This window comes from Arthrobacter sp. Soil761 (assembly GCF_001428325.1).
Lineage (GTDB): Bacteria > Actinomycetota > Actinomycetes > Actinomycetales > Micrococcaceae > Arthrobacter.
Genome location: NZ_LMSF01000002.1, coordinates 310,132 through 337,059, shown reverse-complemented (window position 1 = coordinate 337,059; position 26,928 = coordinate 310,132). Strand labels below are relative to the sequence as shown.

The following is a 26,928-nucleotide window of genomic DNA, read 5'->3' as shown; positions in this document are numbered from 1 at the left end:
CAGCAACATGAGGTTGGGGTCAAGGTGCTGGGCGGGGTCTTGACGATCCGGGTCCTTCGCGGGCTCATGACCGGTGCTGGTTCTCCATCAGGCGGTTTGATATGGTCGCTGCTGCCTGTTGGACGGCCAGTGCGGCCTGCTGGACATCGACGTCGCGCCGGACTTTCTCATCCCACGCGACCCCCACACTGCCCAGGGCTGTCTTCTGATCGGTGAGGACGGGTGCCGCGACGCCGTAGACCCCGGGATTGAACTCTCCCATGGTCAACAGGTAACCGTCCTTCTTGATTTCGCCCAGGCTCTTGCGGAATTCGCTCCACGTACTGCCCAGACCGGCTTCCTCAATTTCCCTGCTGTGGCGGGGGTAGATGGCTTTCAGGCGGTGATGGGGGAGGTAGGCCAGGATGACCTTCGNTCCACGTACTGCCCAGACCGGCTTCCTCAATTTCCCTGCTGTGGCGGGGGTAGATGGCTTTCAGGCGGTGATGGGGGAGGTAGGCCAGGATGACCTTCGACACCGCTCCCTGAAACCACGGGCGGCGCTGCCCGCGGCTGAACCGGTTCTCGGGGCTCGTCGGGGCCCGGTACTCCCCGATGCACAGGACCGAATCRCGAAACGCGGTACACAGAGTCGCCGAGTGCCCGATCTTGTCCACCAGTTCCTCCAGGACGCCGTGGCTGGCCAGCAGCAGTGGGTCCGTCTGGCGGATCTGCAGGTCCATCTCGATGAYCCGCGGGCCGAGGCTGTAGTAGCCGTTGCGCACCGCGGTGAGCAGCCCGGCATCATGCAGGGTCTTGATGTAGCGGTATCCCGTTGACCTGGAGGTCTNGCGGGCCGAGGCTGTAGTAGCCGTTGCGCACCGCGGTGAGCAGCCCGGCATCATGCAGGGTCTTGATGTAGCGGTATCCCGTTGACCTGGAGGTCTCCAAAGCCTCAATCAGGTCAGCCGTTGACCACACAGGCGTCACCTCCGTGAAGAGATCCAGAACGTTCAGCATCCTGGACAAGCTGCCCGCGCTATCCGAAGCCTCTGCTGCCCCGCCGGCCTGCGAATCACGTTCACTCATACGCCGAGTCCCATTCCTTCTTTCTGCGGGCCCCCATTAGGCGGGCTGACAACGCTAGGCAGCAGGTCCTACCAATGACCAAGGCCTCGATGGGGCGCACGTCGCCTACCATTGACAAACATCTCGATATACAGGATATAACAAGGACGCTTCGAGGAGTTCGGTAAGGCTACTGTCGCCGGCGGCCATCAATCGCTTCGCTGGGGAGCACTCCCGGTCTTGCGGGCTTCTGGAATGCCCGCATTCCGTCCGGCGGTTGCTGTGCAACACTGACATGCGGCTGCATTGGCAGCTTCCTAGCATGTGAGTTCACCACTGCATGGCTGGTCGGGTAGCCAGCCGCATGCTTCGCTGGTACCCGGATGTCCGGTGTCCTCGTGTGTTAGCGGCCATGAAAAACTGCCCATAGGCGGCCACGAAAGTGCCCACTGATGGCCAGTAAAACTGCCCGATGGTGGCCATGAGATCTGCCCACTTCCTTACTGAACCGACCGCGTTTTAAGCGGTGGGAGCCTCTCCCTGGGGTTTGATGACGGTGTCTAAGCGCACCAAGCGAACCAGGAAGAGGCCCTGTATGAAGTCTGACGGAGAAATCATGGAAATTCTTGCTGCCTAGATCTGACCGGATCGTTGCGCGCCACCGCGGAGCTCACTGGCTGCTCGCACCACACCGTTGCCAAACACGTCGCCGCCCGGGATGCCGGCCGGCCGATCGGGGAACCGACGGCCCGGGGCCGGGTCACCGACCCGTACTTGCCGAAGATCGAAGAATGGGTGGAGGCCTCCAAGGGCCGGATCCGGGCCGATAAGGCCCACGAGAAGCTCCTCGCGCTGGGCTATACGGGTTCGGAACGCTCCACCCGCCGGGCGATCGCGCAGGTCAAGGCCGCGTGGCGGCTGGGCCACACCCGCGTCCACCGGCCGTGGATCACTGAACCGGGGATGTGGTTGCAGTACGACTTCGGCGACGGGCCACGGATCGGCGGGGTGAAGACGATCCTGTTCGTGGCGTGGCTGGCGTTCTCCCGCTTCCGTATCGTGATCCCGCTCAGGGACAGGACCGCGCCGAGCGTGTTCGCTGCCCTGGACCGGTGCTTCCGAATCCTCGGCGGAGCACCGACCTACGTCCTCACGGACAACGAGAAGACCGTCACCACCGCCCATGTTGCCGGGGTCCCGGTGCGGAACCAGAGAACCTGGACTTCGCCCGACACTACGGGGTGACCGTGCTGACCTGCCAACCGGCGGACCCGGCCACCAAAGGCGGAGTCGAAGCGTCCGTGAAACTCGCCAAGGCCGACCTCGTGCCCAAAGACACCAACCTCCGCGACGAACACGCCACGTTCGCGAAACTCGAGGCCGCCTGCCAGGCGTTCATGGACGAGGTCAATCACCGTGAGCACCGGACGACGCGGCGGAAACCCGCGGCGATGCTCGCCGAGGAAGCCCCGCGGCTGCATCGGATCCCGGATACCGCCCACACGGTCGCGTTCGGCCTTGCCCGCACCGTCCCGGAAAACACCCCTGTGGTGACCTTCGAAAACGCCCAGTACTCCGTCCCGGCCCACTTGCTCGGAGCCCGGGTGTTCGTCCGCACTCACGGCACCGGGCCCGGCGAGCAGGTCATCATCGTCCACCACGGCGCCGCCGGTCCGGTTGAGGTCGCCCGCCACGAACGGGCCCGGCCCGGCAGCCCCGCCATCAACGACGAACACTTCCCCGGAACCCGGGCGAAGCTCCCCGGCGACTACGAGGTGAGGGCCCGCAGCGCGGACGAGGCCGCGTTCCTGGCCATCGGCGAAGGCGCCAGGACCTGGCTGCTCGAGGCCGCCGCGGCCGGGACCGCAAGGATGAACGTGAAAATGGCCGAAGCCGTCACGCTGGCCAAAATCGCCGGCACCGACCAGGTCGACCGGGCACTGGGTGACGCCGCACTACATGGCCGGTTCGCCCACCAGGACCTCGCCTCGATCCTGAACGCCAACATCCGCCGCACGACCACCCACGCTGCCAACGAAGCGAGCTCGCTGACCCAAGGCACCAGTGCGTGGGCCGCGATCGGCAACCCGACCCTGAACACCACAACCAAGATCACGCCGGAGGAGGCCCGATGAGCCCCGTCACCACAGCCAACACCGCCGCTCCGCCGCTGCCGGCGGACCTGGAAGCCCTGATGCGGTCCCTGAAAATGCCCCATGCCCGGGCGCTGGCACCGGACCTGATCGCGACCGCCCGCGCCCAGCGGTGGGAACCAACCGAGGTCATCAAAGCACTCTTCACCGAGGAAGCCGCCGGACGGGCCCGGTCCATGCTCGCTTCCCGCCGCAAAGCAGCAGGCTTCCCGACCGGGAAGACCTTCGAGGCGTGGGACCCTGCAGCGTCCTCCATCCCTGCCCCGACCCAGCAGGCCCTCCGCACCCTGGAATGGATCACCCGCAGGGAAAACCTCGTCGTCTGCGGGCCCTCCGGGACCGGAAAGACGTTCTTCCTCGAAGCCCTCGGCCAGCAGGCCGTTGAAGCCGGAATGCGGGTCGCCTGGTTCAGGCTCGAAGACCTCGGCGTCCTCATCCGCGCCCACCGAACCGACGACAGCGTCACCCGGGCCGTGGCCAGGATTCTCCGCGCCGAGCTCGTGGTCATTGACGATATTGGCCTGTTGCCGGTGGCCACGGACGCCGCCGAAGGTCTCTACCGGGTCGTGGACGCAGCCTACGAAAAACGGTCCATCGCGATCAGCTCCAACCTCCACCCCGCCGGCTTCGACGAGCTCATACCCAAAACCCTCGCCACCGCCACCGTTGACCGGCTGCTGCACCACGCCCACGTCTGTCAGACCAGCGGCGATTCCGTCCGCCTCACCCAGGCCCTCGCCGGGAAAGGAGTAACCCAACTGAACCGACCAACCCCACGATGGCCAACCCCGCCGAACCACTCAGTGGGCAGATCTGTTGGCCATCACCAGACAGTCTTACTGGCCACCAGCGGGCACTTTTAGTGGCCGTCCATGGGCAGAAACTACTGGCCATTGACACTCGTGGGGTGGGCCGATCTGTCGACTTGAAGAGCGGCCGGGGGGAGTGGGCTGCGACGGCGACGAAAACGGGATTCCGTTCCTGCGTTGGGAAGATCAGTGCGCTGGGAGGCAAAGCGAGTCCTCGACATGGTCGAATATGCGGGCCCGAAAAGGGCCCAAAAAGGCGGAGCGCTGCGTTTATTGGATCCATCGGGTTGTGCCGCCATGCCGGTACGATGGGACTGCTGCACCGGCCCCGGATGGTGCGGACGCCAAGTTCACGCTCGCTTCCGTGCCTTCCGGCAGGAACCGAACGCGGATGGCAGGTCATGCCTCGAAATGCCGCACCGGTGGGTAGATGATTCTTTCCCACGACGTGGCGGTGACCCCTGAACGGGCGATGCCGCCGACCGTTCAGGGGCCACGGCTCGATCTATGGCCACTGATCGTCGCTTAGACCAGAAGTGGTCGGCATTCATTAGGCTTCCGGCCGCCCAGCAGCGAGCCAGCTTTTTGGAGACGCGGGCGTGGGCCGTTCCGCATCAGAAGATCATGAGACTTGGAGGCCGCCGTTGATGTCATAGGTAGCCGCAGTGATGTAGCCGGAGTCTGCGCCAAGCAGGAAAGAGATCAGGGCTGCGACTTCCTCCCGGGTGCCAACGCGGCCCATCATGATGCCCTCAGACATCTGTGCCTTGCGCTCCTCCGTCAACGTGCCGCCCATAATGTCTGTGTCAATGGGGCCCGGGGCTATAGCGTTCACGGTGACGCCGAATTCCCCGACTTCGCGGGCCAGCGCTCGGGTAAAGCCAATGATCCCAGCCTTCGATGCACTGTACGCAACCTTAGAGTAGGTGCCGCCACCTCGCTGGGCGGAAATCGATGAGATGCTGACGATCCGCCCGAGCCCGCGAGAAATCATTCCCTTGAGCACCCGCTGGGAAACGATGAAAGTACCCCTCATGTTGATGGCGAAAACCTTGTCCCACTCCTCCACACTGGTCTCCATAAACGGTGTGGGTGAGCTGATGCCGGCGAGGTTTGCAAGGGCCACGATCGGCGGCAGCGATTCTTCGAATGCGGTGATGGCCCGGTCCACGGAGGCGGCGTCGGAAACGTCGGCGCCCACACCGATGGCATTCACGGCGTGCCTGGAGCCGATCTCCGCCGCCGCGTCTTTGGCCTCGTCCCCGTTAATGTCCAGGATGGCGATGGACCAGCCCTCGCCGGCCATCCGGTCAGCGGCCGCACGGCCAATGCCGCGGGCGGATGCCGCTCCAGTCAGTACTACGGTGCGTTCCGTGGGGAATGAGGTGGGTGTCATTGCTCTTCTTTTCGTCGGTATGGAGTGCTCGGAGGGTCGGTGGGGTTCACGGCGGGCCGTAACGGTAACTGCAGGATCCGACGCGGCGTCGCCTCTCCGGACGCTCCAGCCCGTGGAGGTACGCAGCGGAACGCCCACTGTCAGCGGCGGGTTGCTATTGTGCGGATTTCGTCCGCGATGGTCTTGCCCAGCAGTTCCGTGGTGCCGTTGCCGCCTAAGTCAGGAGTGAGGGACCGATCGCCCCTTGCGAGGACATTCTCGAAGGCCTGCACCACTGCGGCAGCAGCAGCATCTTCGCCAAGGTGCTGCAGCATCATCGATGCGCTCCAGATCTGACCGATGGGGTTGGCGACGCCCTTCCCCGCGATATCCGGTGCCGATCCGTGGACGGGTTCGAAGAGGCTCGGGAATCGACGTTCCGGATTGATGTTGCCGCTGGGCGCTATGCCGATCGTTCCGGTACAGGCAGGGCCCAGGTCGGACAGGATGTCGCCGAAGAGGTTGCTTGCCACGACCACGTCGAACCGCTCTGGATGCAGTACGAAGTTCGCTGTCAGGATGTCAATGTGGTAGCTGTCGGTTCTCACGTCGCTAAAGTTCCGCGCCATTGCATCGACCCGCTCGTCCCAGTACGGCATCGTTACCGAGATGCCGTTGCTCTTTGTTGCCGACGTCAAATGCCTCTTTGGGCGCAGCGCAGCGAGCTCGAACGCGTACTTGAGGATGCGGTCAACACCGGTCCGGGTCATTACCGTCTCCTGGATGACCGTTTCCCTGTCCGTTCCCTCGAACATCCTGCCGCCAATGCTCGAGTATTCGCCTTCCGTGTTCTCCCGCACGACGTAGAAGTCGATGTCCCCCGGAACCCGGTCCGCCAACGGGCTCCTCACTCCGGCCAGCAGTTTGACGGGCCGGAGGTTGACGTACTGATCGAAGTGGCGCCTGAACTGCAGGAGGCTTCCCCAAAGCGAGATGTGGTCCGGGACAGTATCCGGGGAACCGACGGCACCAAAGAAAATAGCGTCGAAGCCGCCGAGCTGATCGGCCCAGTTATCCGGAAGCATCTTCCCGTGCTTGAGGTAGTAATCGCCATTGGCAAAATCAAAGACCGTAGTCTTGAGGTTAAAATCGAAGGCCTCTGCCGCGGCTGTCAGCGCCCGTATTCCCTCGGGGACAACTTCCTGCCCAATACCGTCGCCGGCAATCACTGCAATCTTGTATATCTCTGTCATGGTCGGACCTTCTCGTTTGGTCGGCAAGCCTGCTAGGCACCGAACGTTGCGTCGGGCCTTTCGTCATGCCAGTGTGGAATGACGAATGGGGAGTTCGTGGTCTTTCACGCAGCACAAAGTTTCTCTCAGAGAAAGAAGCACTGGCAGGGGCCTTGAGCAGTGTTTAAAGATCTGGGTTTCTTTGAACAGATTTCCCGATCAAGAAGCGTGACGGCCGCAGAACACGGGCAACATCACTTCCACAGGAGAGTAAACGGCTGACTCGCCGCGTCTTCGGGAAAGGGTCAGCGGTTGTAGGCGGGCATCGGGCCGCGGAGCCCGGCACCCACGGCCTCGGAGGCCTCCAGGATATCGGCCGGCAGCGGTCCGTTGGCCACGGCGGCGATATTGGCGCGGAGCTGTTCCACCTTGGATCCGCCCAGCAGGACGGAGCCCACACCGTCGCGGTATGCGAGCCAGCGGAGGGAGAGCTCTGCCAGTGTGATGCCGGCGTTCTTGGCGATACGGGTAAGTTCGTCCACCGCGTTGAACAACTGCCTGTCCCAGTAGCGCTGGGTATACATGGCGGCCAGCTTTGAGTCGCCGTAGCGGCCCGTGGCCGGTTTGGCGTCGAAGCTGTGCTTACCGGTTAGCAGCCCACCGCCCAGGGGGTTGTAAACCATCGTGTGCACGTGGTGCGTGGCGGCGAATTCGAGGTATTCCTCCTCCACCCGGCGCGCCACCAGGTTGTATAGCTGCTGCGCCACGACGGGTCGCGGCGCCCCCACTTCGTTCGCCGCCTGGATGACGTCGGCGATTTGCCAGGCCGCGAAGTTGGACACACCCAGGGCGCCGATTTTTCCTTCCGCCACGAGCTCAGCCACGGTGCGCAGGGTCTCGTGCAGGGGCGCGGCGCGGTCCGGCTGGTGCAGGTAAAACAGATCAAGGCGCTCTACGCCGAGTCGGCGAAGGCTCCCTTCCACGCTGTTACGCAGCCCTGCTCGGGACAGTGGCGAGTTTTCCCCGTGGTCAGCGTGCGTTATGCCTGCCTTTGAGGCGAGGATGACGTCCCCGCGCCGCCCCTTGAGGAGGCGGGAGAGCATTTCCTCCGTGGTTCCCGCGACATAAGAGTTGGCGGTGTCGATGGTGGTGATGCCGGCGTCAAGCGCTTCGTTCACCATCCGCCCTGCGGTGGCCTCATCGACCGTGTCGCCGAACGTCATGGTTCCCAGGACCAGCCGGGAGATGGGGAGTCTCAGACCGTCCACCTGCGTGCCTTCGGTTTGCTTGCTCATGCGTTGATTCCTCGTGGTTGCTGTGGTCTAACGGGTGGATTGCTACAAATTGTTTCGCCAAATATCGCCAAGAGTGGAATAGGTGCCACGGGCTCCGCCCTGCAAGGTGGGGGAGCGCTGCGTTCCGGGGCGGAGATTTCCGCTGCGTCCTCCTGGGGACCATCAGCGCCGACGCGTTGCCGGATTCCACCCGCTTGCTCCGGCCCGCCGCCCAGCCCTGGGCGGCGGCGAAAATCCCCATCCGCGCCGACGCCCGCATAGCGGAGTCCTGCGGAGCCCTGATTCAGGGGTGTCGTCGTCATAGTCGATCCTTGTGGCGTGGCATTACGGCAAGCGTAAAGTGCGCTGGTCGGCGTAGCGGCGCTGCTGTAGCGGCTGCACTCATGCTGGGGCGCTGGAGCACAATCCAAGGGGGCAGCAACCCAATTCGAGACCTTACTATATCCCGCTATGTTGGATAAAGCTAATGATACTTCGCTGCAGACTCTGTTGTAAGGGGTGACTGACGCTGTGGAAACCCTTCCTGCACCATGCCATGTGACCACCATGGGCACGCCTCCAGCCGGCAGCTTATCTCGACGATTCGGGCCTGGCGGGGGTCGCTCGCACAATGGGGTGAGAAACCGTATTCATCTGCAGCCCGGGACCCGCGTCCAGTCAATCCGGAGGTCGCGCAGGCCTGAAAGTCAAGTCCAGTCTGATCGCCATCCATCGGCTCAAAGTATTGACCCAGTCTCACATTGCAGGATATTGTGAACCATATCCCCGAGGAACTGTGGGCGCCATCACTGTCGAACCGCTGAGATTTCGTCACTCCGTGTGTCCGGCCCGGTCAGGTTATTTTTTCCTGCTCGAGGCTTCCACCCCCCGGATAAGGGCAGTTTGCCCCCAACGATATGTTCGCGCCCTGTGCACGAACACCAAGCCAAAAGGTAGTGAAAACGCATGTCCGAACAATGTCGATCGAACCAGTGCGAAGCTTGTGCTCTGGGCCCATCAGATCGAGCTTCTACCGTGAGTATTGTCCCGGAACGGGCCTTGCTCCCCGTCACGAGCGCGAAAGCCACCAGTTGCTCCAACCTTGTTGCCACGGCGCGAGAGGGAGGTTTGGGCTGATGAGCACGCACGTTTCTGCGGGCCTCCGGCTCGATAAGCTCCCAATCGGCAAGTTTCACCGGCATCTGATGGTGCTGGTGGGGCTTGGCATGTTCTTTGACTCGTTCGACAACACGCTCTCATCCGCAGTGTTGGCGTCGCTGCTGCCCTCTGGCTTCTCGACTCTTGAGCTGAACTCGCTCTTCTTGTCGTTCACGTACGCCGGCCTCGCGATCGGCGCGGCTTTCGCAGGCTGGCTCAGCGACCGGCTGGGGCGCGGCTTCGCTTTCCAGTTCAACTTGGCGCTTTTCGGGGTCCTGGCTGTGGCTGCATCCTTTGCACCCAACATGGAAGTGCTCATCGGTCTGCGATTCCTGATGAGTATCGGGATGGGTGCCGAATACGTGATCTGCTACGGCATGGTCACCGAGTTCATCCCGCGCAGCCATCGCGGCCGGTACCTGGGCGTCCTCGGAATCTTTGCCGGCCTCGGTGTCTCGTTGTCCTCGCTCATCGGCTGGCTGGTCATTCCTGTGTGGTCCTGGCGCGCAATGTTCGTCCTCGGCGGCGTGGGCGCGCTGATTACCTGGTGGCTGCGCCGTGGTATGCCGGAGTCCCCGAGGTGGTTGGAGTCGCGCGGGCGGCACAAGGACGCCGAGGCCGTCTTCGAGAGGATCGCGAAGGAGTCCGGCATTTCGAGCCAGGAGGTCAGCTCGGTCGCACCCCAGATGCTCAACGTGGAGAACGAAAAGGCCGAGTGGGTGCCGTTCTCGGTGCTGTTCTCGCGCCCTGTCATCCGGCGGACGTTGGTGGCTCTGCTCCTGACCATCATCAGCCTGTTCGGTTCCTATACCGTCACCGGTTGGATACCGACGTTCTTCGTGAAGCAGGGGATGACCGTGTCGTCATCGCTGGGGTTCAACGCGGCCATCATGTCCGGCTACGTCCTTGGACCGATAGTAATCCTCTTGCTCGCCGACCGCCTCGGGAGGCGCAACATCATCATGCTGTACGGGACGCTGACAGCAATTGTCGCTGCCATCTACCCGTTCATGAAAGAGCCTGTGCTGATCATCGCCATCGGCTTCTTCATGACCTGCATGGTCTCGTCGTTCCTGACTCTGGCTCTGGGAACTGTCCCGGAGTTCTTCCCCACCGCCTTCCGTTTCCGTGGCGGCGGCTTCGCTCAGACCGTCGGTCGCATCTGCGTCATCTCATCCCCCTTTATCGTCCTGTGGCTGTTCAATAGCCTTGGCATCATCGGGGTGATCCTGACCCTCTCAGGCATGTACATTCTCGTGACGTTGGTCATCGCCGCCGCCCGTGTGGACACGTCGGCTGAGGCGTTGGCGCAGATCGCCCCGAACGGCGACACCGCTGATGCCCCGGCGGGGCACACAGTCCCGCACGACACGCAGCGATAGTCGGAATCCCTTTCCTACTCCATCGCTGTCGGGTTCAGCTGATGCGGGGCTTGCTGCCTGGCTCTTACGGCTGACCGCGTCCGCCAACCGTTTTATCTGTTGAGTCCGCATGACCGACGCAATGGCTTCACTGCCGGCCACCACACACGCGGGCCGTCCAACTCTTGAACACCATCGAAAGCGTTTACATGAAAGCCGTTGTTTTCCTGGGCGAAAGTAAGCTCGAAATCCGTGAGTATCCGGACCCGGTGCCGGGGCCTGATGAAGTCGTCATCCGCATGAAGGCCTCGGGGATGTGCGGAAGCGACCTTCATCACCTCCACGGCCCGGTACGCACGGGAGCGGACTTGGTCATCGAAGGGCACGAGCCGTGTGGTGTGGTCGAGCTCGTCGGCGACGCGGTCCGGCCCACAGAAGCCCGGGTCGGAGACCGGGTCATGGTCCACCACTACGACGGATGCCGCACCTGCCAGTACTGCCGTTCAGGCTGGACACAATACTGCCCCAATGCGCGGATCGTATACGGCGGGCTCGACGGCGACGGCGGGCACGCGGATTTCATGAAGGTCCCCGCGCACACCCTTATCAAACTGCCGGATTCGCTCTCGTTTAAGACTGGGGCTGCCATCTCGTGTGGCACCGGTACGGCCTTCGCAGCGATCAAGAGGGTGGAGCTGTCCGCTGACGAGACCGTAGCCATCTTCGGGCAGGGGCCCGTTGGACTGAGCGTCACCTTGCTGGCGAAGGCATTCGGAGCCAGGGTGATCGCGGTCGATGTTGAGCCTTCGCGGCTGGAGATGGCAACGCGCTTCGGCGCCGACCACGTGGTCGACTCCCGGGAGCAGGATCCCGTTGCCGCCATACGCGAGCTGACCAGGAACGGGGAAGGAGCCGACAAATCCATCGAATGCAGTGCCATTGACGCAGTGCGTCAACAGGCGGTTCAGGCAGTCCGGCCTTGGGGCACCGCCTGCATGGTGGGTGTTTTCGGAAGAATCGATTTGGAAAGCGAAGAGCTTATCCAGTTGCGGAAAACGGTGGTGGGCTCGCTGACTTTCAGCAAGAACCAGCAGGAAGACTGTGCCCGGTTCGTAGCAGAACGGGGCCTGGACGTTGAGTCGCTATTTACGAATGAGTTCCGGCTGGCCGAGGCAGAGAAGGCCTATGACCTGTTCGATCAACGCAAGATCGGCAAAGGCGTCTTCCTCTTCGACTAACCCAACGACAAAGGTCACCTTGAGAGGAATGTCATGACCACAATCCAGCAGAGTCCCGCACTGTCCGAGCAAGCGCAGAGCTTTTGGTCCCGTGAGGTGCACCATCTCTTCATCGATGGCCAGATGGTCCCTGCACAGTCCGGAAAAACGCTGACGACGACCAATCCGTCCACCGGCGAGGTCTTGGCCCGGTTCGCCTCCGGTGGCCAGGCTGACGTTGATCACGCAGTCCTCGCCGCACGAAAAGCGTTCAACGGCCCGTGGAGCTCCTGGAGCCCCTACGAGCGCCAGGGGTTGCTGATGCGCATCGCCGGGGTCCTTGACCAAAGGTTTGAGGAGCTGATTCAAATTGAGGCGATGGACATGGGTGCCCCGGTCTCAAGGTTGCGCAATACCAAGCCCGCCTTGATGAAAATGCTGGCGTTCTTCGCCTCCCAGGCCACCAGCATTTCAGGTGAGACGTTGATGAACGGCATCGCCGGGAATGTCACCACCATGACTCTGAAGGCACCGGTGGGGGTCATCGGCGGAATCATCCCCTGGAACGGCCCGCTCAACAGCCAGTTCTGGATTATCGGTGCAGTGCTGGCCAGCGGATGCACCGCCGTACTCAAGCCAGCCTCCGAGGCCTCCATGACGGTGCTGCGGGTGGCCGAGATCCTTCATGAAGCCGGAGTTCCCGCGGGGGTCATCAACGTCGTCACCGGTCCAGGCCGAGAAGCCGGAAATGCCCTGGCCGCCCACCACGACGTCGACCGCATCGCTTTCACTGGATCGACGGAGACCGGCCGCCGGATTATTGAAGCGTCGACCGTGAACATCAAGAAGCTGCAGCTTGAACTGGGCGGTAAGTCGGCAGACATCATCTGCGCGGATGCCGACCTGGCTAAGGCAGTGCCGGGAGCTGCGATGGGTGTGTTCGCCAACTCTGGCCAGATCTGCTTCGCCGGCACGCGGGTGCTGGTCCAGCGGCCCATCGTGGAGGACTTCACTGAGCGGCTGCTGGCGTTCATCAAAACCCTGCGGGTCGGTCACAGCTTGGATTCGGAGGCTGCACTGGGCCCGGTCATCTCCCAGCCGCAACTGGACACGGTGCTGTCTTACGTCGATATCGGCCGAAATGAAGGGGCCGAACTGCTCTGCGGCGGCCGACGAATCGGGAACGAACTCGGGAATGGGTACTTCATGGAGCCGAGCGTCTTCGGTGGCGTGACCAATGAGATGCGAATCGCCCGCGAAGAGATCTTCGGCCCGGTCCTCTCCATACTCCCGTTCGATGACGTCGACGAGGCGATCGCTATCGCTAATGACAGCGAGTACGGCCTCGGGGGAGCAGTGTGGTCCCAAAACCTGTCCACTGCCCTCCGGGTGGTCCAAGGCGTGCATACAGGCACGATGTGGGTGAACTGCTATGGGTACATCGATCCGCTGGTCGGGTTCGGTGGCACGAAGCTGAGCGGGTATGGCTCCAAGGGTACAGCTGCCCACATGGACACCTACCTCTACACCAAGAGCGTTTACATGCAGTTATGACCAGGATCCCGTCCACCGCTTCGTGAAAGCACGGGAACCTTCCAGGCATGTGCTGAATCAGGCGGTATCCGCCGAGCGTTGGACCAGAGAGAAAAAGTTATCCCTCGCTGGTATGCGCCAGCCGACGGAACCTCAAAGCGCCTGTAGGCTCGCTCTCTACGTCGGCTGCAGGTCGCCCATGATCGCGGACACAGAATGCAGGATCCCCCCATTTCACATTCCAGGCTTTGGCGTAACCCCAAGGCGAGATGGGCCACGAGAATTTCTGGCTCCGATCCGGGAGTTTGAAGCCCTGCTACCTGCGGACCTCATAAAATCCGCCGCTGGCTGCGGCCGGAAACCGCCCATGGCGGCAGCAGCTCAAGAACGTTTCACTGTCCGAGTCCAAGGGGGAGGTCCTCGGGTGATATCGGAAGAGATGACAGGCTCATATTGACGATATCCCATATGTCGGGATATCCTAAACATCAACTGATCTCAGCTTTGATTTCCCGTCCAAGCTAGGGACGTACCCACTCATTTCTGGCCGACTCCGTGAGCGTCGGCCGTAGAAAAAGGAACTAATTAGCGTGTCAAAGAAGATCGCAATTCTGCACACAAGCTTCGTCTTTGTTTCTGTCGAGCCCGTGATCAATGACCTTATTGCTGAGCTCATTCCCGATGCTGAAGTCATGCATTTTGTGGATTCTGACGTTTTGGCGACTGTTGTGCGCGAGGGGGGGATCTCCTCCGATAGCGAGGCGCGAATGACCCATCTTGCGAAGGCAGCGGAAGCAGCGGGAGCCGATGTCATCTTCTCTGCATGCTCTTCCCTGGGACCGGCCCTGGACGTCGCAGCCCGTAACGTTCAAACGCCTGTGGTGAAAATTGACGAGGCGATGGCGATGCGCGCCGCCCGCGAAGGCTACCGCGTTGGCGTCTTGGCCACCGTACCCACCACACTTGGTCCAACATCGGATTTGATCCGTGCAAAAGCAGACGAGATCGGCCGTAGCATTTCACTCGAGCAGCGGTTATGCGAAGGCGCATTTTCGGTCCTCATGGCAGGGGACCGCGAAAAGCATGACGCGATGATCATCGAGCAGGCAATGGACCTCGCCAATGAGGTTGACATGATCGTCCTCGCCCAGGCATCCATGAACCGCCTTGCCAGGGTGCTCCAGGAGAAGACCAAGATGACGGTTCTCTCGAGCCCTCGTCTGGGCGTGGACTACCTGGCTCGTCGCGTCGCAGAACTTTCTGCGTGACTAATGCCGAGTCGGGCTGCGAAGAGCAGAAGAGCACCAGTTTGGCTGCCGTTCTTTCGCCCGCTGTTGCGGCATTTCTCTGATACCAGACCCGCATTCGCGAGGGTTTGAGCAAGTGACGACAAAGAACGGAAAATAATGATTGCAGCAAGTCAATCAGACCGCGCAGAGCAGTTGAAAGCGCTGCATGAGGCCCCCGAGATTCTCCGGGTTGTGAACGTGTGGGACGCGATCAGCGCAGCAACAGTCGCGGCGGTGCCTGGGACGAAAGCGATCGCTACCGCCGGCCACTCTATCGCCGCCATGTATGGTTTCGCCGACGGCACGATGCCTCTGGAGTTAGCGCTAGCGGGGGTCAAGACGGTTGTCGACGCCGTTGACCTTCCCGTCACGGCCGACTTGGACGATGGTTATGACAACCCGGCCGAGACGATCCGCCGGGCTATCGGGCTCGGCGTTGTCGGAGCCAACGTCGAGGACCGCCTTCGACCCTTCGATGAAGCTGTCGCCCGCGTGCGCGCCATCATGGGGGCCGCCAATGATGAGGGCATTGCATTTCAGCTCAACGCACGGACGGACGCGATCTTTATGGGCGGGGGTCGCCCCGTCACAGACAGCATCGATGACGCTATTGCCCGAGGCCGCGCATTCCTCGATGCTGGCGCGGCGCTGGTGTTCGTCCCGGGAGCACGCACCCGGGAAGTCATCGAGCCTCTGGTGAACGGACTGGGTAGAGGGAAGCTATCGGTGGGCGGCGGCGCCCCCGGGGCCCTGCCTGCCGCCGAGATGCAAGAACTTGGCGTAGCCCGCGTCTCCTATGGCCCTTTCACTCAACGTGTCGCTCTGCGTGCGCTAAGGGATCTCGCCATTGACCTGTATGGGACCGGTGTTGTTCCTGCTGATACCCCACCCCTGAATTAACTAGAGGACCTCCAAACTGGGGACCACCAGCGTATCGAAGACCGATGCAGAAAGGGATTTCCAGCCCAATCCTGCCGGCCAGGGCCACCAGGTTGGCGGCGAGGAGAGCTGGCCGCCGCTGAGGAAATGGCGAAGAGTTTTGTGGTCCTCAGCGGCTTGTCCTACGCGACACAGTCCAACAGTTCGGCGTCTCCCGCTTGGGCCGTCATCTTGCCGGGCGCTTAACCGTTGCCCAAGGGCGCGGTCTCCCCGAAGAACGACCACAAACCATTCCCGTCCATTCCAGAAAAGGATCCCTCATGAGTATTCAGCAAATTACCTACTCCGAAACCTCGCGGAGGGCAGCGGAGGCCATCACGAAGGTCAACACACGTCTGTTCATTGACGGCGAATGGGCCGACGCGGCTTCCGGTGCACGATTCGACGTGGTCAACCCCGCCACCGAGGAAGTTATCGCCACAGTGGCCGACGGGGGCCCTGAAGATGCACGTCGGGCCATTGAAACGGCCGGGCGGGTACAGAAGCAGTGGGCCAAAACTTCTCCCAGAGAACGAAGCGAGATCCTGCGCCGTGCCTTCGACCTGATCATGGCCCGGCAGGATGAGCTGGCCCTGATCATGACAGCGGAAATGGGTAAACCTCTGAACGAAGCCAAAGGTGAGGTAGCCTATGCCGCGGAATTTTTCCGTTGGTTCTCCGAGGAAGCCGTCCGCATAGGCGGCGACCTGACCACCACAGGTGACGGCAAAAACCGTATCCTCGTTTCCAAGGAGCCTGTGGGTCCCTGCGTCCTGGTAACGCCGTGGAATTTTCCCCTGGCCATGGGAACCCGGAAGATCGGGCCAGCTATTGCCGCCGGATGCACCATGGTTTTCAAACCCGCCGCCCTTACCCCGCTATCCTCCCTCGCGCTCGTGGACATCCTGGTCGAGGCCGGCGTGCCCAAGGGCGTGCTGAACGTCGTCACCACCACCAGGGCCTCCGACGTAGTCACACCATGGATGGAAAGTGGAATCGCACGCAAAGTCAGCTTCACCGGCTCCACCGGAGTGGGCGTGCGTCTCCTGGAGCAGGCGGCGAAGAACGTAATGCGATCGTCCATGGAACTGGGCGGCAACGCCCCGCTTATCGTTTTTGAGGACGCAGATCTGGACCGTGCCGTTGAAGGGGCTGTCGCGGCCAAAATGCGCAACATCGGCGAAGCCTGCACAGCCGCGAACCGGATCTTCGTCCAGCGGCCCGTTGCCGACGAGTTCACTCGCCGTCTCGCCTTACGGCTGGGCTCGCTCTCGGTTGGCGACGGCGCCGAGCCGGGCACCGAGGTTGGACCGCTCGTGGAGGAGAAGGCCCTGCGGAAGGTCCAGGAGCTCGTCAATGATGCTGTGAACAAGGGCGCGACGGTGGTCTGCGGTGGGAGCCGGCCAGACCGCCCGGGCTATTTTTTCCCGCCCACGGTGCTCGCTGACGTTTCGGCGGAGGCGGACCTCATGAGCGAGGAGATTTTCGGTCCGGTAGCTCCTGTCATCCCGTTCGACACAGAAGAGGAGGCCGTCGGCATGGCCAACGACACCCCGTTTGGCCTGGTGGGCTACCTGTTCACTCAGGATGTGGACCGGGGCCTCCGCGTGGGAGAGGCTCTCGAGGTTGGCATGGTCGGCTTGAACACGGGCGTCGTGGCCAGCTCTGCGGCGCCCTTTGGTGGCGTCAAGGCCTCGGGTTTGGGCCGCGAGGGAGGCCGCGTGGGCATCGACGAATTTCTCGAATACAAGTACATGGCGGTCCCGCGGGTGTAAGCTCTGGGCCGCGTCCGAGACGGCCCCGGCTGCCCCTCACTAAACCAGGACCTCGCCGCTGCGCAGAAGCTGGCGCGGTTTTATAAGGTCATCTGCGTCTGCCGTAAGCCAGGAAGAGAGCATGGAAGACACACGAAACCATCGACACGCTTCCAACCAGTTCGTCGGATCGGCGGTGGTCGCCGGAGCAGTCTATGGTTCCCGAACCACCCTTTTGAAACTCCAAACTTTCGCCGGAGAATTCATCGAGTACATTGTTGGCGACATTCCCGACCCCGTAGGGGCAGCCGAGTTCAGCAGCAACAACCTCAGTCCTATCGCGGTCCAGATACAGCACGGTGGTAAACGATGTAGTGTCATTGCGCTGACCCCTGAGGGACCGCGGCGCTCGATCGCTACTCTGGGCACGGCCCTTGCGTTGCACCGGTCCGGGGCGCATACGGTGGTCGACGGCGGTCTGAAGAGCGGAGTGCCCTGTTCTATACACAAGACGGCCAAGTCCATACACAAGACGGCCAACGAGCGCCCTTCCTTGTGCTGAATCCTTGACAAAGCGAGGATTCAGGCTGGAGAAGTATCGAACACGCGAATGCGTCGGAGCTCCCGCCCACATCATGGGTATCGATGGTTTCTCGCTGGAGTGAGACGCTGGTGATGCAAATCCCGATGAATCAGCCGTTCCATTGAAACTCCCAAGCCCGGGTCTTCCACTGCCGGCAGAATGTTTTGGCGGTTGTGATCCGACCCTCGCGAGAAACCAGGCACGAAGCGTAGCAAGTATGGATACCGTGACGATCTCCATGGGTTGAACAACGGCACTTCACAAGTGTCGCCCGCTCTTCGCTCGCACGTACCACGATCCCAGGGGACCCGTGGTAGGGAGCTCGCCACATCAGGAAGCCCATGACCAACTCACACCCGATTTCCGGCCACGCTGTCGGCCGCCCCAATGGGCGCGGCTTCGTCGCGGCCACCGTCTCCTTCATCTGCGTTTTCGCTGCCGGCGCGGCCGTCATTCCCCTTTACGACACCTACCGAACTGCCGACGGCCTCACCAACGATCAGTTTTCACTGGTCTCCGTCGCCTACTTCGTCTGCGCAGTTTTCGCACTGCTTATCCTGGGCCGGCTCTCGAACCACCACGGGCGGCGCCCCGTCTCCATCGCCGCGCTCCTGATTGCCGCCGCCGGTTGCCTCGCACTCCTGTGGGTCCACAGCTTCCTCCCCCTCCTGATCGGCCGCGCCCTTCAAGGCCTTGCCGCTGGTCTCGCCTCCAGCGCCATCGGCGCTTACATCGTCGACGTCGCACCCCGGCGCCCAAGATGGCTTGTCGCCGCGATCACCAGCGCCGGCGCCGCCGTCGGGCTCGCCGTCGGCGTTTTCTTTTCCGGCATGCTCGTCGAGTTGGCACCCGCCCCGCGCGAACTCACCTTCTGTGTCGTCGCCGGGGTCCTCCTCGGCTGCGCCCTCGCCCTCGCCACACGTCCTGAGACAATTCCCCGCACAGCCGGGGCGTGGGCCTCACTTATTCCACGGCTCGCGGTCCCGGCGGCGTCGCGCCGCTACCTGCCTCTCGCCTCGGGCATCTTTGTCGCCACCTGGGCTATCGGCGGCTACTTCACCTCGTTCGGCCCCTCCATCACGGCCGAGAACCTGGGGTCACACAGTCCACTCGCCGCCGCCGCCGTGTTCGCCTCCTATATGGCACCGAGTTTCTTCGGTGGGTTCATCGCCGGACGCCTGACGCCGGCGGCTGCGCAACGTTTGGGGATGACGCTTGTAGCCTTAGCCGGCGTTGGCCTCACATACGCCAGCACTGCCGGAACTTTGGGCCTCTACATCGGAGCCGGCATCATTGGCGGCATCGGAATGGGCGCCGCAACTTCGGGCAGCATGAGCGCCCTCCTCTCCGGTGCCCTTCCCAGGGATCGCGCCGGCCTCCTCGCTGTAATCTTCGCCATCTCATACACAGGCTCGGCGGTGCCGAGCCTGATCGCAGGGCAGGCCAGCCGCACCTTGAGCCTTCCCACCATCACGGCCGGTTACGCCGTCCTGGCCATTCTGGTTTGGCTCACCGCAATTGTCGCTGCGCGTAACCCGTCCTCCACCTGTCCTCACTCCGGTCAAAAATGACAGCTGAGTTTGGTCACTGCAGTTGCAATAATCGCCGGTTGCTGGGGAGTGACGGGCGGGTGGTGCGCGGACGGATACGAGTACTTGTTGAAATACGGCGCCGATGAGTGCGGAAAGAAAACAGGGGAGTATTGGAAGATGCAGACGATGATCGCGCGGGCCCTCCCCGAGTTGGAGTCCCGGTCGATGGAGGGAGGTACCAAGAGGGACTCCCTCGAACCCCCGGAGTCGGCATACCGTTGAATGCATGGACAACAAGGCGGAGGTGCGCGCGTTCCTGACCTCCCGACGGGCCAAGGTGGAGCCGAAGGATGTCGGTCTGCCCGCTGGTACTAACCGTCGTGTGGACGGCCTGAGGCGCAGCGAAGTGGCGACTCTCGCCGGCGTGAGCGTGGAGTACTACACCAAGCTGGAGCGCGGCGCGATCAGAGGCGCGTCCCCCGAGGTCCTGCAGTCCATCGCCACGGCGCTGCTGCTGGACGACGCCGAGCGGGCCCACCTGTTCGACCTTGCGCACGCAGCCAGCCCGGTCGCGCGGTCGCCGCGGCGGCGCAGCCCGAAGGGGTGGGCCCCCCACCCGAGTCTGCAATGGACCCTTGACGCGGTCACCGTGGGCCCCGCGTTCGTGCGTAACGGGCGGATGGACCTGCTCGCGGCGAACGCGCTGGGCCGGGCGTTCTACAAGGACGCCTACAACATGCCAGGCCAGCCGCCAAACATCGCTCGATTCACCTTCCTGGATCAGCGCTCTTATGACTTCTACCCTGCGTGGGACTCATTCGCGGAGATAACGGTGTCGATCCTGCGCACAGAGGCTGGCCGGGACCCGCGCAACAAGGAGCTGCACGACCTGATCGGAGAGCTCTCGACCCGGAGCGAGGAGTTCCGCAGGCTCTGGGGCGCGCATGATGTCCGCAACCACGGCACGGGCTTCAAGACGTTTCACCACTCCGTCGTCGGCGAGATGACGCTGGCGTATGAGGGCATGGAGCTGGAGTCCGAGCCCGGCCTGACCCTGACGATCTACGCCGCCGAGCCTGGATCGGCCTCGGCAGAGCGGATGCAGCTGCTCTCCTCCTGGGCCGCCAGCGAGGACGGCGGGGCAGCGGACTTCCGTCAGCGGCGAGAAGCGCACTGACTCCCTCCATCTGAGGCATCTTGCCGGAGAGCTCCGGCTGTGAAGATCAGCCGGAGCGTCGATGGCAGCACGGGCCTGTTCGACACCATTTCGACCCGGAGACGCTCGCGCCCCTGGAGCGCCACGATCAAGGCGATTGCGTCTGTTCCCGCGGGAATCCCGGCTGATGGAGGTACTCGAAGGGACTCCCTTTGCAGTCGTCGAGTGCCTACTGTTTAGGACGTGGACGGCGTCGCGGAGTGGTCCAGAAACGGGCCCTCCAGACTCCACCGCCCCTGAAGCCCTGAAGCCTGACGGAAGGACCCATCATGAGCACGATCGCGATCATCGGAGCCGGCACCGGACTGGGGCAGGCGACGGCCCACCGTTTCGGCCGCGAGGGCTTCTCGGTCGCCCTGATCTCTCGCACCCAAGCTAACGTGGACGACCTTGCTGCAGGGTTGACGGGCAAAGGGATCACAGCGCGCGGCTACGCAGCCGACGCCCGCGACCCGCAAGCCCTGCGCACTGCCCTCGACGCAGCGGCCGGCGATCTTGGTGCGATCGAGGTCCTCCAGTACAGTCCGGTGCCCGCAAAGGAGTTCATGAAGCCGGTTCTTGAGACGACCGCGGAGGACCTCCTCGGCCCGATCGAGCAGTCCGTGTTTGGGCCGGTCGCCGCTGTCCAGCACCTCTTGCCTGTGCTGCGGGAGCTGGGACGCGGCACGATCCTCTTCATCAACGGAGGCAGCGCCGTACGTCCGAACGGCGGAGTCGCGGGTACCTCGGTGGCTTTCGCCGCTGAGAGCGCCTATGGGCAGATGCTGCATGACGCCCTTGGGTCCGAGGGCATTCACGTCGCGCAATTGATCATCCCGCGCGGCATCGGTGGCGGCGATCCCGACCATGAGCCCGACGCCCTCGCCGACCGCATCTTCTTATTACACCGCGACCGCGGCGCGTTCCGCTCCTTCGTTGGTGAGGTTGAGGCATGAGGACGTTCCTGGCCACTCGCAGAACCTCTGTGCTGCACAGCCAGCGGGACCCCAGCCGGATCCCTGATCAGGCGTGCGACGGCGCTACACATCACGTAGGGAGGGCTGTCGGGGCGATGCGAATGGGGGAGGGCGGCCTGCTTGGTATCCCTGTGCACGGTGGCATCTCATACGCATATTTCACTGACGACGACGAGAACGGGCTCGAGCGGTACCGGGCCGAGCAGCGAAGCCGGTTCGGGTGGCGTGGCACTGCGGAACTGGTCGCGGACGGCATTCCGTTGGCCCGCTTCCACAACGGCTCGCCGGTCTACAGCTACGGATATCGCAACCCGCAGGGTCTGGCCTGGGGAAATCGACAGCGGAATGTTCGCTTCCGAGTTCGGCCAGAACAGCTGGGACGAGCCGAACGTCATCCAGGCCCGGCGGAACTACGGCTGGCGTCCGTCGAGGGCGTCGCCCATGACGACCGCTTGGTCGATGACACCGTCCAGCAGCGGGCCCCGTCAGTCGAGGCCGGCCCGGTCCTGACGAGGGGAGTGCCTGCGGTTCGACCCCACAGCTTGCACCGGAGGGACACCCCCGACCGGACAGCCACCCCATAGGAGAACTTAAGAATAAGGAGCACCACCATGTCCGTCACCTACGACTTTAATGGCATGACCGCCCTCGTCACCGGTGGTAGCGCCGGCATGGGCCAGGCCACGGTCCGCGCCTTCGCCGAGTCGGGCGCGAACGTCGCGATCGTCGACCTGGACGGCGAGTCCAGCCAACATCTCGCTGATGAACTCGCCGCGGAGGGGCTGAAGGCCATCGCTTTCCCTTGCGACGTCACGGCTGAGGACCAGATCGCTGCCGCGGTCCGAGCCACCGTCGATGCTTTCGGCAGGCTGGATATGGCGTTCAACAATGCCGGTATCATGCTCCCGCCCGTCGACTCCGCCGATGAGTCCGAAGAGGCCTTCGACAAGCTCGTTGCCGTCAACCTCAAAGGTGTCTGGGCATCGATGAAGCACGAGCTGAAGCAGATGCGCGAGCAGGGCTCCGGTGCTATCGTCAATTGCTCCTCTCTGGGCGGGCTCGTCGGCGGTGACGGGCGGACCACGTACCACGCAACCAAGCACGGCGTGATCGGCCAGACGAAGAGCGTCGCCCTGCAGTACGGAAAGCACGGCGTGCGCGTCAACGCCGTCTGCCCGGGCACGATCGAGACACCAATGGTCGCCCGGATGGCCGCCAACGCCGAGCTCGACCGCGGCGCCGCCGCGGCTGGCGTACCGCTGGGGAGGCTGGGCCGCGCCGAGGAGGTCGCCGCCGCGGTGCTGTGGCTGTGCTCCGACGCGGCCAGCTACGTCACCGGCGTCGCCCTGCCTGTCGACGCCGGACACACCGCCCAGTGATCGCTCCGGAGGAGAAGCACCACCGACATGAGTAGGAAAGCTCGACTCGCCCCGGTGCTCCTCATGCCGCACTGGAGCTAGGCACTGGACCTTTAGGACAAGGTCGATCTGGTTCTATGGGACAGGGTGACCCTGTTTTGGACGAGCATCTTGAGCTGCCCAGAGCACGTTTCCCCGCGCACAAAAACATGGTGACGCCGGGCCCGCTGATACCCCGCGCGGTGGCCGGAGGGCAGCGGTGGAGTGGTAGGTCGGTGTGTGGAGACGCTCAAGAGTCCCCGATCCTTTCTGTGGGCGGCGCGGCTCCCGTTTGGCGAGACTGGAAGTTGGAGTTCAGCTCTCTGCGGGGAAAGCGACGCCGGTCTGCTCGGCGTAGGCGGCCAGCAGCCGGTCCTGCGCCTGGGTGTCGTGCACGAGCTCATTGACGCGGGTCTCGACCTGCTGGTGGAAGAGGAATTCGCCGGTGACGTCGCTGCCGGGCTCGAGGCCCTCGGCCAGCCAGACTTGGGTCATGTAGCCGTCGCGAAGGCTGTCGGGGGTGCTGGTGTTCCCGTTGTGGAAGCCCATCCGGGTGGGGATCCAGCCGGGTGCGACGGCGTTCACCTGCCGGTCTGGCCAGAGTCGTGCCGCTGCGGTGGCGATCATCGCCATGTGCAGCTTGCTGTCGCCATAGCCGATGCCGCCGCCCGAGCGCACCTCGTCGAGCCTCAGGCCTCCGCCGAGGTGCAGGTCCGAGGTGAGGTAGATCAGCTGCCCCGGCGGGGTCACCAGCGCGGTGAGGAGGTACGGCGAGAGGGAGTTGGAGTTGAGCAGGTCGCCGTCGGGGAGCCCGTACTCGCCGGCGTTGTGGACGATGACGTCGAACTCGCCGAGGGCGTTGATCTGCTCGGCCAGCGCTCTGGTCTGGTCGAGGTCGAGCAGCTCGCCGGTCACCACGTCCTCGAGGCCCGGCAGGTCGCGGCGCGCGTCGGCGGCGCGCTGCTCGTTCCGGGCGTGCGCGATGACCGTGTGCCCGCGCTTGAGGAGATGGGCAGCGGCGAGCTGCCCGGCACCGGCGGTGGAACCGGTGATGAGGATCCGCTTCCTGTCGCCGTCGAGCGGTTGGACGTTCTCGGCGATCCACACCAGCTCGTCGGCGACTTGCCGGGTGTTGTACACACCGACGCCGTACAGGCCACCCTGGGCCCGGACGACGTTTCCGGAGGTCCCGGGGCGACCAGGTCCGGTTCCTGTCGGCGCAGGCGTCGAGGCGCCCTGCGGGGGAGCGCTGGTGCAGGCGGCCAGGGCCACTGTGCCAAGCGCCGCTCCGGTTAGCAGGAGGCTGCGCCTGGTCAGAGGAGTCGTGGTGAGCTTCATTCTCGTCGTTTCCTTTGTTCAGCCGGCGCGGGGGAAGGTGACCTTCTGCACGTCCAGCAGTTCGATCTGGTCGATGTCCTCGGTCTTACCGATCCTGGTCAGGTCGTGCGAGACGGTGTTCCCGTCGGAGTTGTCGAAGAACCCGAAGTTGCCCGGCGGCTTGGAGGAGAAGAGCTGCCCGACTCTTGGATCTGATCTCCCTCGGCGTCGGTGAAGTCCCCCTCCCCGGTCGGGGTCGCGACCTTCTCCTTGCCGCCGTAGTCGGAGAACGCCAGGGTCACCGGCAGCGTCGCGAGGAACGAGCGGGTCGTGGGGTTGTCCTCGTCGATGACGACCTCGACGACCGCTTCGTCGGCGGTTGTTCTGGGCAGTCGAATCGTGGAGGGCCTTCCGGGTCGGTCCGAGGAGTACTTCCATTAATGCAACACGGAGAATTGACGGTGCGGGAGTCCCTGTCGTGGGGGGTACCAAGAGGGACTCCCGCTGCGGCGAATCGGTGGGGTTCCATGGATGTGTCAAAAGACAGAGCCGGGAAGGCCCCATTCTTCCCGGATCGGACGGAGTGCTGCATCGACGACGCCGCGGCGCATCGACGTCCACGAACCCAGAAAGGCCAACCATGACCTCGACAGAGTCCCGTGAACCGATGAGCGCCGAGCAGACCGGCCGCGGCCTGCAGCGCCGTCACCTGCTGAAGCTGACCGGAGCCGCCGTGGCGACCGGGACGCTCACCGCGGTGGGCGGCACCGCCGCTCACGCCGAGGTCAAGCGCCAGTGGAACAGCAAGTGGGACAAAACGTTCCCGCGCAGCAAGAACGTTGATCACACGAAGGTCTCGTTCAAGAACCGCTACGGCATCGAGCTGGTCGCCGACCTATACAGCCCCCAGGGCGTCCGCGGCCGGGCCCGGGCGCTGATCGTCGGGCACCCGTTCGGCGGCGTCAAGGAGCAGACCTCCGGCCTGTATGCGCAGACGTTGGCCGAGCACGGCTTCGTCACCCTCGCCTTCGACGCCTCCTACAACGGCGAAAGCGGCGGCACGCCGCGCAACATCGCCTCCCTCGAGGCCTTCCTTGAGGACTTCAGCGCCGCCGTGGACTACCTCGGCACCCACCCGGACATCGACCGCGACCGGATCGGCGTGATCGGCGTCTGCGCTAGCGGCGGGTTCTCCCTGGCCGCCGCGCAGGTCGATCCGCGGCTGAAGGCCGTGGCCACGGTCAGCATGTACGACATGGGCCGCGCCTACCGCGACGGTCAGGGCTACGCCCCCATCGCCAACGAGGCGAACACCATCGCCGAGCGCCATAAGGCCCTTGCCGAGGCCGCGCAGCAGCGCTGGACGGAGTTCGAGGGCGGCGAGGTTCGCTACGGTGGTGGCAACGCTGTGCCGCTGAAGCCGTCGCAGCAGGCCGCGGCCGACGAGTTCGCCAAATACTACGCCACTCCGCGCGGCCAGCACCCTCGGTCGCACGCGCTGAGCTTGACCAGCCTCGGCGCGATCACGGCCTTCATGCCGCTCGCTCAGATCGAGCTCACCGCCCCGCGGCCCCTCCTGTTCGTCGCCGGCGAGAAGGCGCACTCCCGCTACTACACTGAAGACGCGTACGAGCAGGCCCCAGAGCCAAAGGAACTGCACATCGTCCCCGGTGCCGGACACGTGGACCTCTACGACAAGGTTGACCTGATCCCCTGGAGCAGGCTGACGGGGTTCTTCGACCAGAACCTCTGACCTGTCCCGCCCACGATGAACGGGTACTGCGCCATCGGCGGGTACCCGCCATCGGGAAGGGTTGCACGATCACAACAGAAGAAGAATGGAGAGGTACGCATGACCATCCTGAACGAGAACTACACACTGTCCAACGGGGTCGAGATCCCAAAGCTGGGACTCGGCACCTGGTTCATCGACGACGCCTTGGCCGCAGACGCAGTGAAGGCGGCGGCCGGAATCGGCTACCGCAACATCGACACCGCTCAGGCCTACGGCAACGAGCACGGCGTCGGAGAAGGCGTGCGCAATTCCGGCGTCGCCCGCGACGAGCTGTTCGTTTCGACCAAACTGGCCGCGGAGATCAAGGACCACGACGCCGCGGTCACCTCGATCGAGGGGTCCCTGGAGGCGCTGGGACTGGATTACATCGACCTGATGCTCATCCACAGCCCGCAGCCGTGGAACGACTTCCGCGGCGGCGACTACGCCGACGGCAACCGCCAGGCATGGCGCGCTCTTGAAGAGGCCCACCAGGCAGGTAAGATCCGCTCGATCGGCGTGTCCAACTTCCTGCAGGAGGACCTGGACAGCCTGCTCGAGACCGCGGCCGTCGTGCCGCACGTCAACCAGCTGCTCGTGCACGCAGGCAATACGCCCTCCGATCTTTTGTCCTACTGCGAGGGCAAGGGCATCCTCGTCGAGGCGTACTCGCCAATCGGACACGGCGCGATCCTGAAGAACCCCGACGTGAAGGCCCTGGCCGAGAAGTACAGCGTGACCGTGCCGCAGCTGTGCATCCGCTACACCCTGCAGCTCGGCACCGTGTCGCTGCCGAAGACCGCGAACCCGGAGCACATGCGCTCCAACGCCGAGGTCACCTTCGAGATCTCTGAGGCGGACATGGATGCACTGCGCGGCCTTCGCGACGTGGACTACGGCGAGCACAGCGCCTTCCCCGTCTACAGCGGCAAATAGGCCGCACCCCATAGCTCACGCGGTGATGCCCCCAGGGATCCCTCGGGGGCATCACCGCGTTTCAGCGCATCCCCGGCTCAGCGCACGCCGGTCCAGG

20 protein-coding genes and 2 pseudogenes are annotated in these 26,928 nt (G+C 63.6%); 15 read left to right on the top strand and 7 right to left on the bottom strand.

Annotated features, from left to right (window positions below):
- Positions 1–64: 64 nt before the first annotated feature.
- Positions 65–414: pseudogene (locus tag ASG79_RS24445) on the bottom strand (IclR family transcriptional regulator C-terminal domain-containing protein); the annotation flags it as partial.
- Between the two features lie 416 nt (positions 415–830).
- Positions 831–999, bottom strand: a 169-nt coding sequence (locus ASG79_RS24440) for a helix-turn-helix domain-containing protein (RefSeq protein ID WP_414730902.1), incomplete at its 3' end; no start/stop codon positions are given.
- 643 nt (positions 1,000–1,642) lie between these two features.
- Here ASG79_RS24440 and istA point away from each other — a divergent pair.
- A pseudogene (gene istA / locus ASG79_RS24375) lies at positions 1,643–3,182 on the top strand (IS21 family transposase).
- Positions 3,179–4,063 carry an IS21-like element helper ATPase IstB gene (gene istB, locus ASG79_RS03975; RefSeq protein ID WP_082581658.1) on the top strand — a complete coding sequence of 295 codons (885 nt, stop codon included), beginning with the start codon at positions 3,179–3,181 and terminating at the stop codon, positions 4,061–4,063. The pseudogene istA and the gene istB overlap by 4 nt, the downstream one beginning before the upstream one ends.
- Positions 4,064–4,631: 568 nt before the next feature.
- Here istB and ASG79_RS03970 read toward each other — a convergent pair.
- The 3 genes from ASG79_RS03970 to ASG79_RS03960 all read right to left on the bottom strand — a co-directional run bounded on the left by ASG79_RS03970 (position 4,632) and on the right by ASG79_RS03960 (position 7,911).
- Positions 4,632–5,405: an SDR family NAD(P)-dependent oxidoreductase gene (locus tag ASG79_RS03970; protein ID WP_056388578.1), complete on the bottom strand. Its 774-nt coding sequence runs from the start codon at positions 5,403–5,405 to the stop codon at positions 4,632–4,634.
- A gap of 140 nt (positions 5,406–5,545) precedes the next feature.
- Positions 5,546–6,637: a tartrate dehydrogenase gene (locus ASG79_RS03965; RefSeq protein WP_056388572.1), complete on the bottom strand. Its 1,092-nt coding sequence runs from the start codon at positions 6,635–6,637 to the stop codon at positions 5,546–5,548.
- A 284-nt stretch (positions 6,638–6,921) separates the two neighbouring features.
- A complete protein-coding gene (locus ASG79_RS03960) occupies positions 6,922–7,911 on the bottom strand; it encodes an aldo/keto reductase (RefSeq protein ID WP_056388571.1) in 990 nt (329 codons plus the stop codon).
- Positions 7,912–9,026: 1,115 nt separating this feature from the next.
- On the opposite strand from ASG79_RS03960, the gene ASG79_RS03955 reads away from it, so the two are divergent.
- From ASG79_RS03955 to ASG79_RS03895, 11 genes are all read left to right on the top strand, one after another.
- Positions 9,027–10,430: an MFS transporter gene (locus ASG79_RS03955; protein WP_056388569.1), complete on the top strand. Its 1,404-nt coding sequence runs from the start codon at positions 9,027–9,029 to the stop codon at positions 10,428–10,430.
- Between the two features lie 164 nt (positions 10,431–10,594).
- Positions 10,595–11,647: a zinc-dependent alcohol dehydrogenase family protein gene (locus ASG79_RS03950; RefSeq protein WP_200953137.1), complete on the top strand. Its 1,053-nt coding sequence runs from the start codon at positions 10,595–10,597 to the stop codon at positions 11,645–11,647.
- Positions 11,648–11,680: 33 nt separating this feature from the next.
- Complete coding sequence (locus ASG79_RS03945) at positions 11,681–13,180, top strand: aldehyde dehydrogenase family protein (protein ID WP_200953136.1); 1,500 nt, start codon at positions 11,681–11,683, stop codon at positions 13,178–13,180.
- Positions 13,181–13,749: 569 nt separating this feature from the next.
- Positions 13,750–14,427 (top strand): aspartate/glutamate racemase family protein, encoded by a 678-nt coding sequence (locus ASG79_RS03940; RefSeq protein WP_056388565.1) that lies wholly within the window; start codon positions 13,750–13,752, stop codon positions 14,425–14,427.
- Positions 14,428–14,565: 138 nt separating this feature from the next.
- Complete coding sequence (locus ASG79_RS03935; RefSeq protein ID WP_056388564.1) at positions 14,566–15,348, top strand: isocitrate lyase/PEP mutase family protein; 783 nt, start codon at positions 14,566–14,568, stop codon at positions 15,346–15,348.
- A 299-nt stretch (positions 15,349–15,647) separates the two neighbouring features.
- Entirely contained in the window at positions 15,648–17,141 is a 1,494-nt protein-coding gene (locus ASG79_RS03930; RefSeq protein ID WP_056388562.1) for an NAD-dependent succinate-semialdehyde dehydrogenase, read from the top strand.
- A 121-nt stretch (positions 17,142–17,262) separates the two neighbouring features.
- Positions 17,263–17,682 (top strand): hypothetical protein, encoded by a 420-nt coding sequence (locus ASG79_RS03925; protein WP_056388560.1) that lies wholly within the window; start codon positions 17,263–17,265, stop codon positions 17,680–17,682.
- 362 nt (positions 17,683–18,044) lie between these two features.
- Positions 18,045–19,274: an MFS transporter gene (locus ASG79_RS03920; protein ID WP_056388558.1), complete on the top strand. Its 1,230-nt coding sequence runs from the start codon at positions 18,045–18,047 to the stop codon at positions 19,272–19,274.
- Between the two features lie 247 nt (positions 19,275–19,521).
- The gene (locus ASG79_RS03910; RefSeq protein WP_056388555.1) at positions 19,522–20,412 is read left to right on the top strand and encodes a helix-turn-helix transcriptional regulator; all 891 of its coding nucleotides are present in this window, start codon (positions 19,522–19,524) and stop codon (positions 20,410–20,412) included.
- Between the two features lie 308 nt (positions 20,413–20,720).
- Entirely contained in the window at positions 20,721–21,386 is a 666-nt protein-coding gene (locus ASG79_RS03905) for an SDR family NAD(P)-dependent oxidoreductase (protein WP_056388553.1), read from the top strand.
- 632 nt (positions 21,387–22,018) lie between these two features.
- Entirely contained in the window at positions 22,019–22,786 is a 768-nt protein-coding gene (locus ASG79_RS03895; RefSeq protein ID WP_056388550.1) for an SDR family NAD(P)-dependent oxidoreductase, read from the top strand.
- Between the two features lie 333 nt (positions 22,787–23,119).
- Here ASG79_RS03895 and ASG79_RS03890 read toward each other — a convergent pair whose 3' ends face one another.
- Positions 23,120–24,142 (bottom strand): SDR family NAD(P)-dependent oxidoreductase, encoded by a 1,023-nt coding sequence (locus tag ASG79_RS03890; protein ID WP_056388548.1) that lies wholly within the window; start codon positions 24,140–24,142, stop codon positions 23,120–23,122.
- A 98-nt stretch (positions 24,143–24,240) separates the two neighbouring features.
- Positions 24,241–24,471 carry a cyclophilin-like fold protein gene (locus ASG79_RS23995; RefSeq protein WP_235509726.1) on the bottom strand — a complete coding sequence of 77 codons (231 nt, stop codon included), beginning with the start codon at positions 24,469–24,471 and terminating at the stop codon, positions 24,241–24,243.
- A gap of 290 nt (positions 24,472–24,761) precedes the next feature.
- Here ASG79_RS23995 and ASG79_RS03880 point away from each other — a divergent pair, with 290 nt between their 5' ends.
- Complete coding sequence (locus ASG79_RS03880; RefSeq protein ID WP_056388545.1) at positions 24,762–25,874, top strand: alpha/beta hydrolase; 1,113 nt, start codon at positions 24,762–24,764, stop codon at positions 25,872–25,874.
- Positions 25,875–25,973: 99 nt separating this feature from the next.
- Positions 25,974–26,831 (top strand): aldo/keto reductase, encoded by an 858-nt coding sequence (locus ASG79_RS03875; protein ID WP_056388544.1) that lies wholly within the window; start codon positions 25,974–25,976, stop codon positions 26,829–26,831.
- Positions 26,832–26,928 lie beyond the last annotated feature (97 nt).

Bases quoted from the DNA above. Each gene is read 5' to 3' on its own strand.
- ASG79_RS03925 (WP_056388560.1), top strand. From the start codon at position 17,263: ATGGAAGACACACGAAACCATCGACACGCTTCCAACCAGTTCGTCGGA.
- ASG79_RS03875 (WP_056388544.1), top strand. From the start codon at position 25,974: ATGACCATCCTGAACGAGAACTACACACTGTCCAACGGGGTCGAGATC.
- ASG79_RS03965 (WP_056388572.1), bottom strand. From the start codon at position 6,637: ATGACAGAGATATACAAGATTGCAGTGATTGCCGGCGACGGTATTGGG.
- ASG79_RS03890 (WP_056388548.1), bottom strand. From the start codon at position 24,142: ATGAAGCTCACCACGACTCCTCTGACCAGGCGCAGCCTCCTGCTAACC.
- ASG79_RS03960 (WP_056388571.1), bottom strand. From the start codon at position 7,911: ATGAGCAAGCAAACCGAAGGCACGCAGGTGGACGGTCTGAGACTCCCC.
- ASG79_RS03955 (WP_056388569.1), top strand. From the start codon at position 9,027: ATGAGCACGCACGTTTCTGCGGGCCTCCGGCTCGATAAGCTCCCAATC.
- ASG79_RS03895 (WP_056388550.1), top strand. From the start codon at position 22,019: ATGTCCGTCACCTACGACTTTAATGGCATGACCGCCCTCGTCACCGGT.
- ASG79_RS03935 (WP_056388564.1), top strand. From the start codon at position 14,566: ATGATTGCAGCAAGTCAATCAGACCGCGCAGAGCAGTTGAAAGCGCTG.
- ASG79_RS03970 (WP_056388578.1), bottom strand. From the start codon at position 5,405: ATGACACCCACCTCATTCCCCACGGAACGCACCGTAGTACTGACTGGA.
- ASG79_RS03905 (WP_056388553.1), top strand. From the start codon at position 20,721: ATGAGCACGATCGCGATCATCGGAGCCGGCACCGGACTGGGGCAGGCG.
- ASG79_RS03930 (WP_056388562.1), top strand. From the start codon at position 15,648: ATGAGTATTCAGCAAATTACCTACTCCGAAACCTCGCGGAGGGCAGCG.
- ASG79_RS03880 (WP_056388545.1), top strand. From the start codon at position 24,762: ATGACCTCGACAGAGTCCCGTGAACCGATGAGCGCCGAGCAGACCGGC.
- ASG79_RS03945 (WP_200953136.1), top strand. From the start codon at position 11,681: ATGACCACAATCCAGCAGAGTCCCGCACTGTCCGAGCAAGCGCAGAGC.
- istB (WP_082581658.1), top strand. From the start codon at position 3,179: ATGAGCCCCGTCACCACAGCCAACACCGCCGCTCCGCCGCTGCCGGCG.
- ASG79_RS03920 (WP_056388558.1), top strand. From the start codon at position 18,045: ATGACCAACTCACACCCGATTTCCGGCCACGCTGTCGGCCGCCCCAAT.
- ASG79_RS03910 (WP_056388555.1), top strand. From the start codon at position 19,522: ATGGACAACAAGGCGGAGGTGCGCGCGTTCCTGACCTCCCGACGGGCC.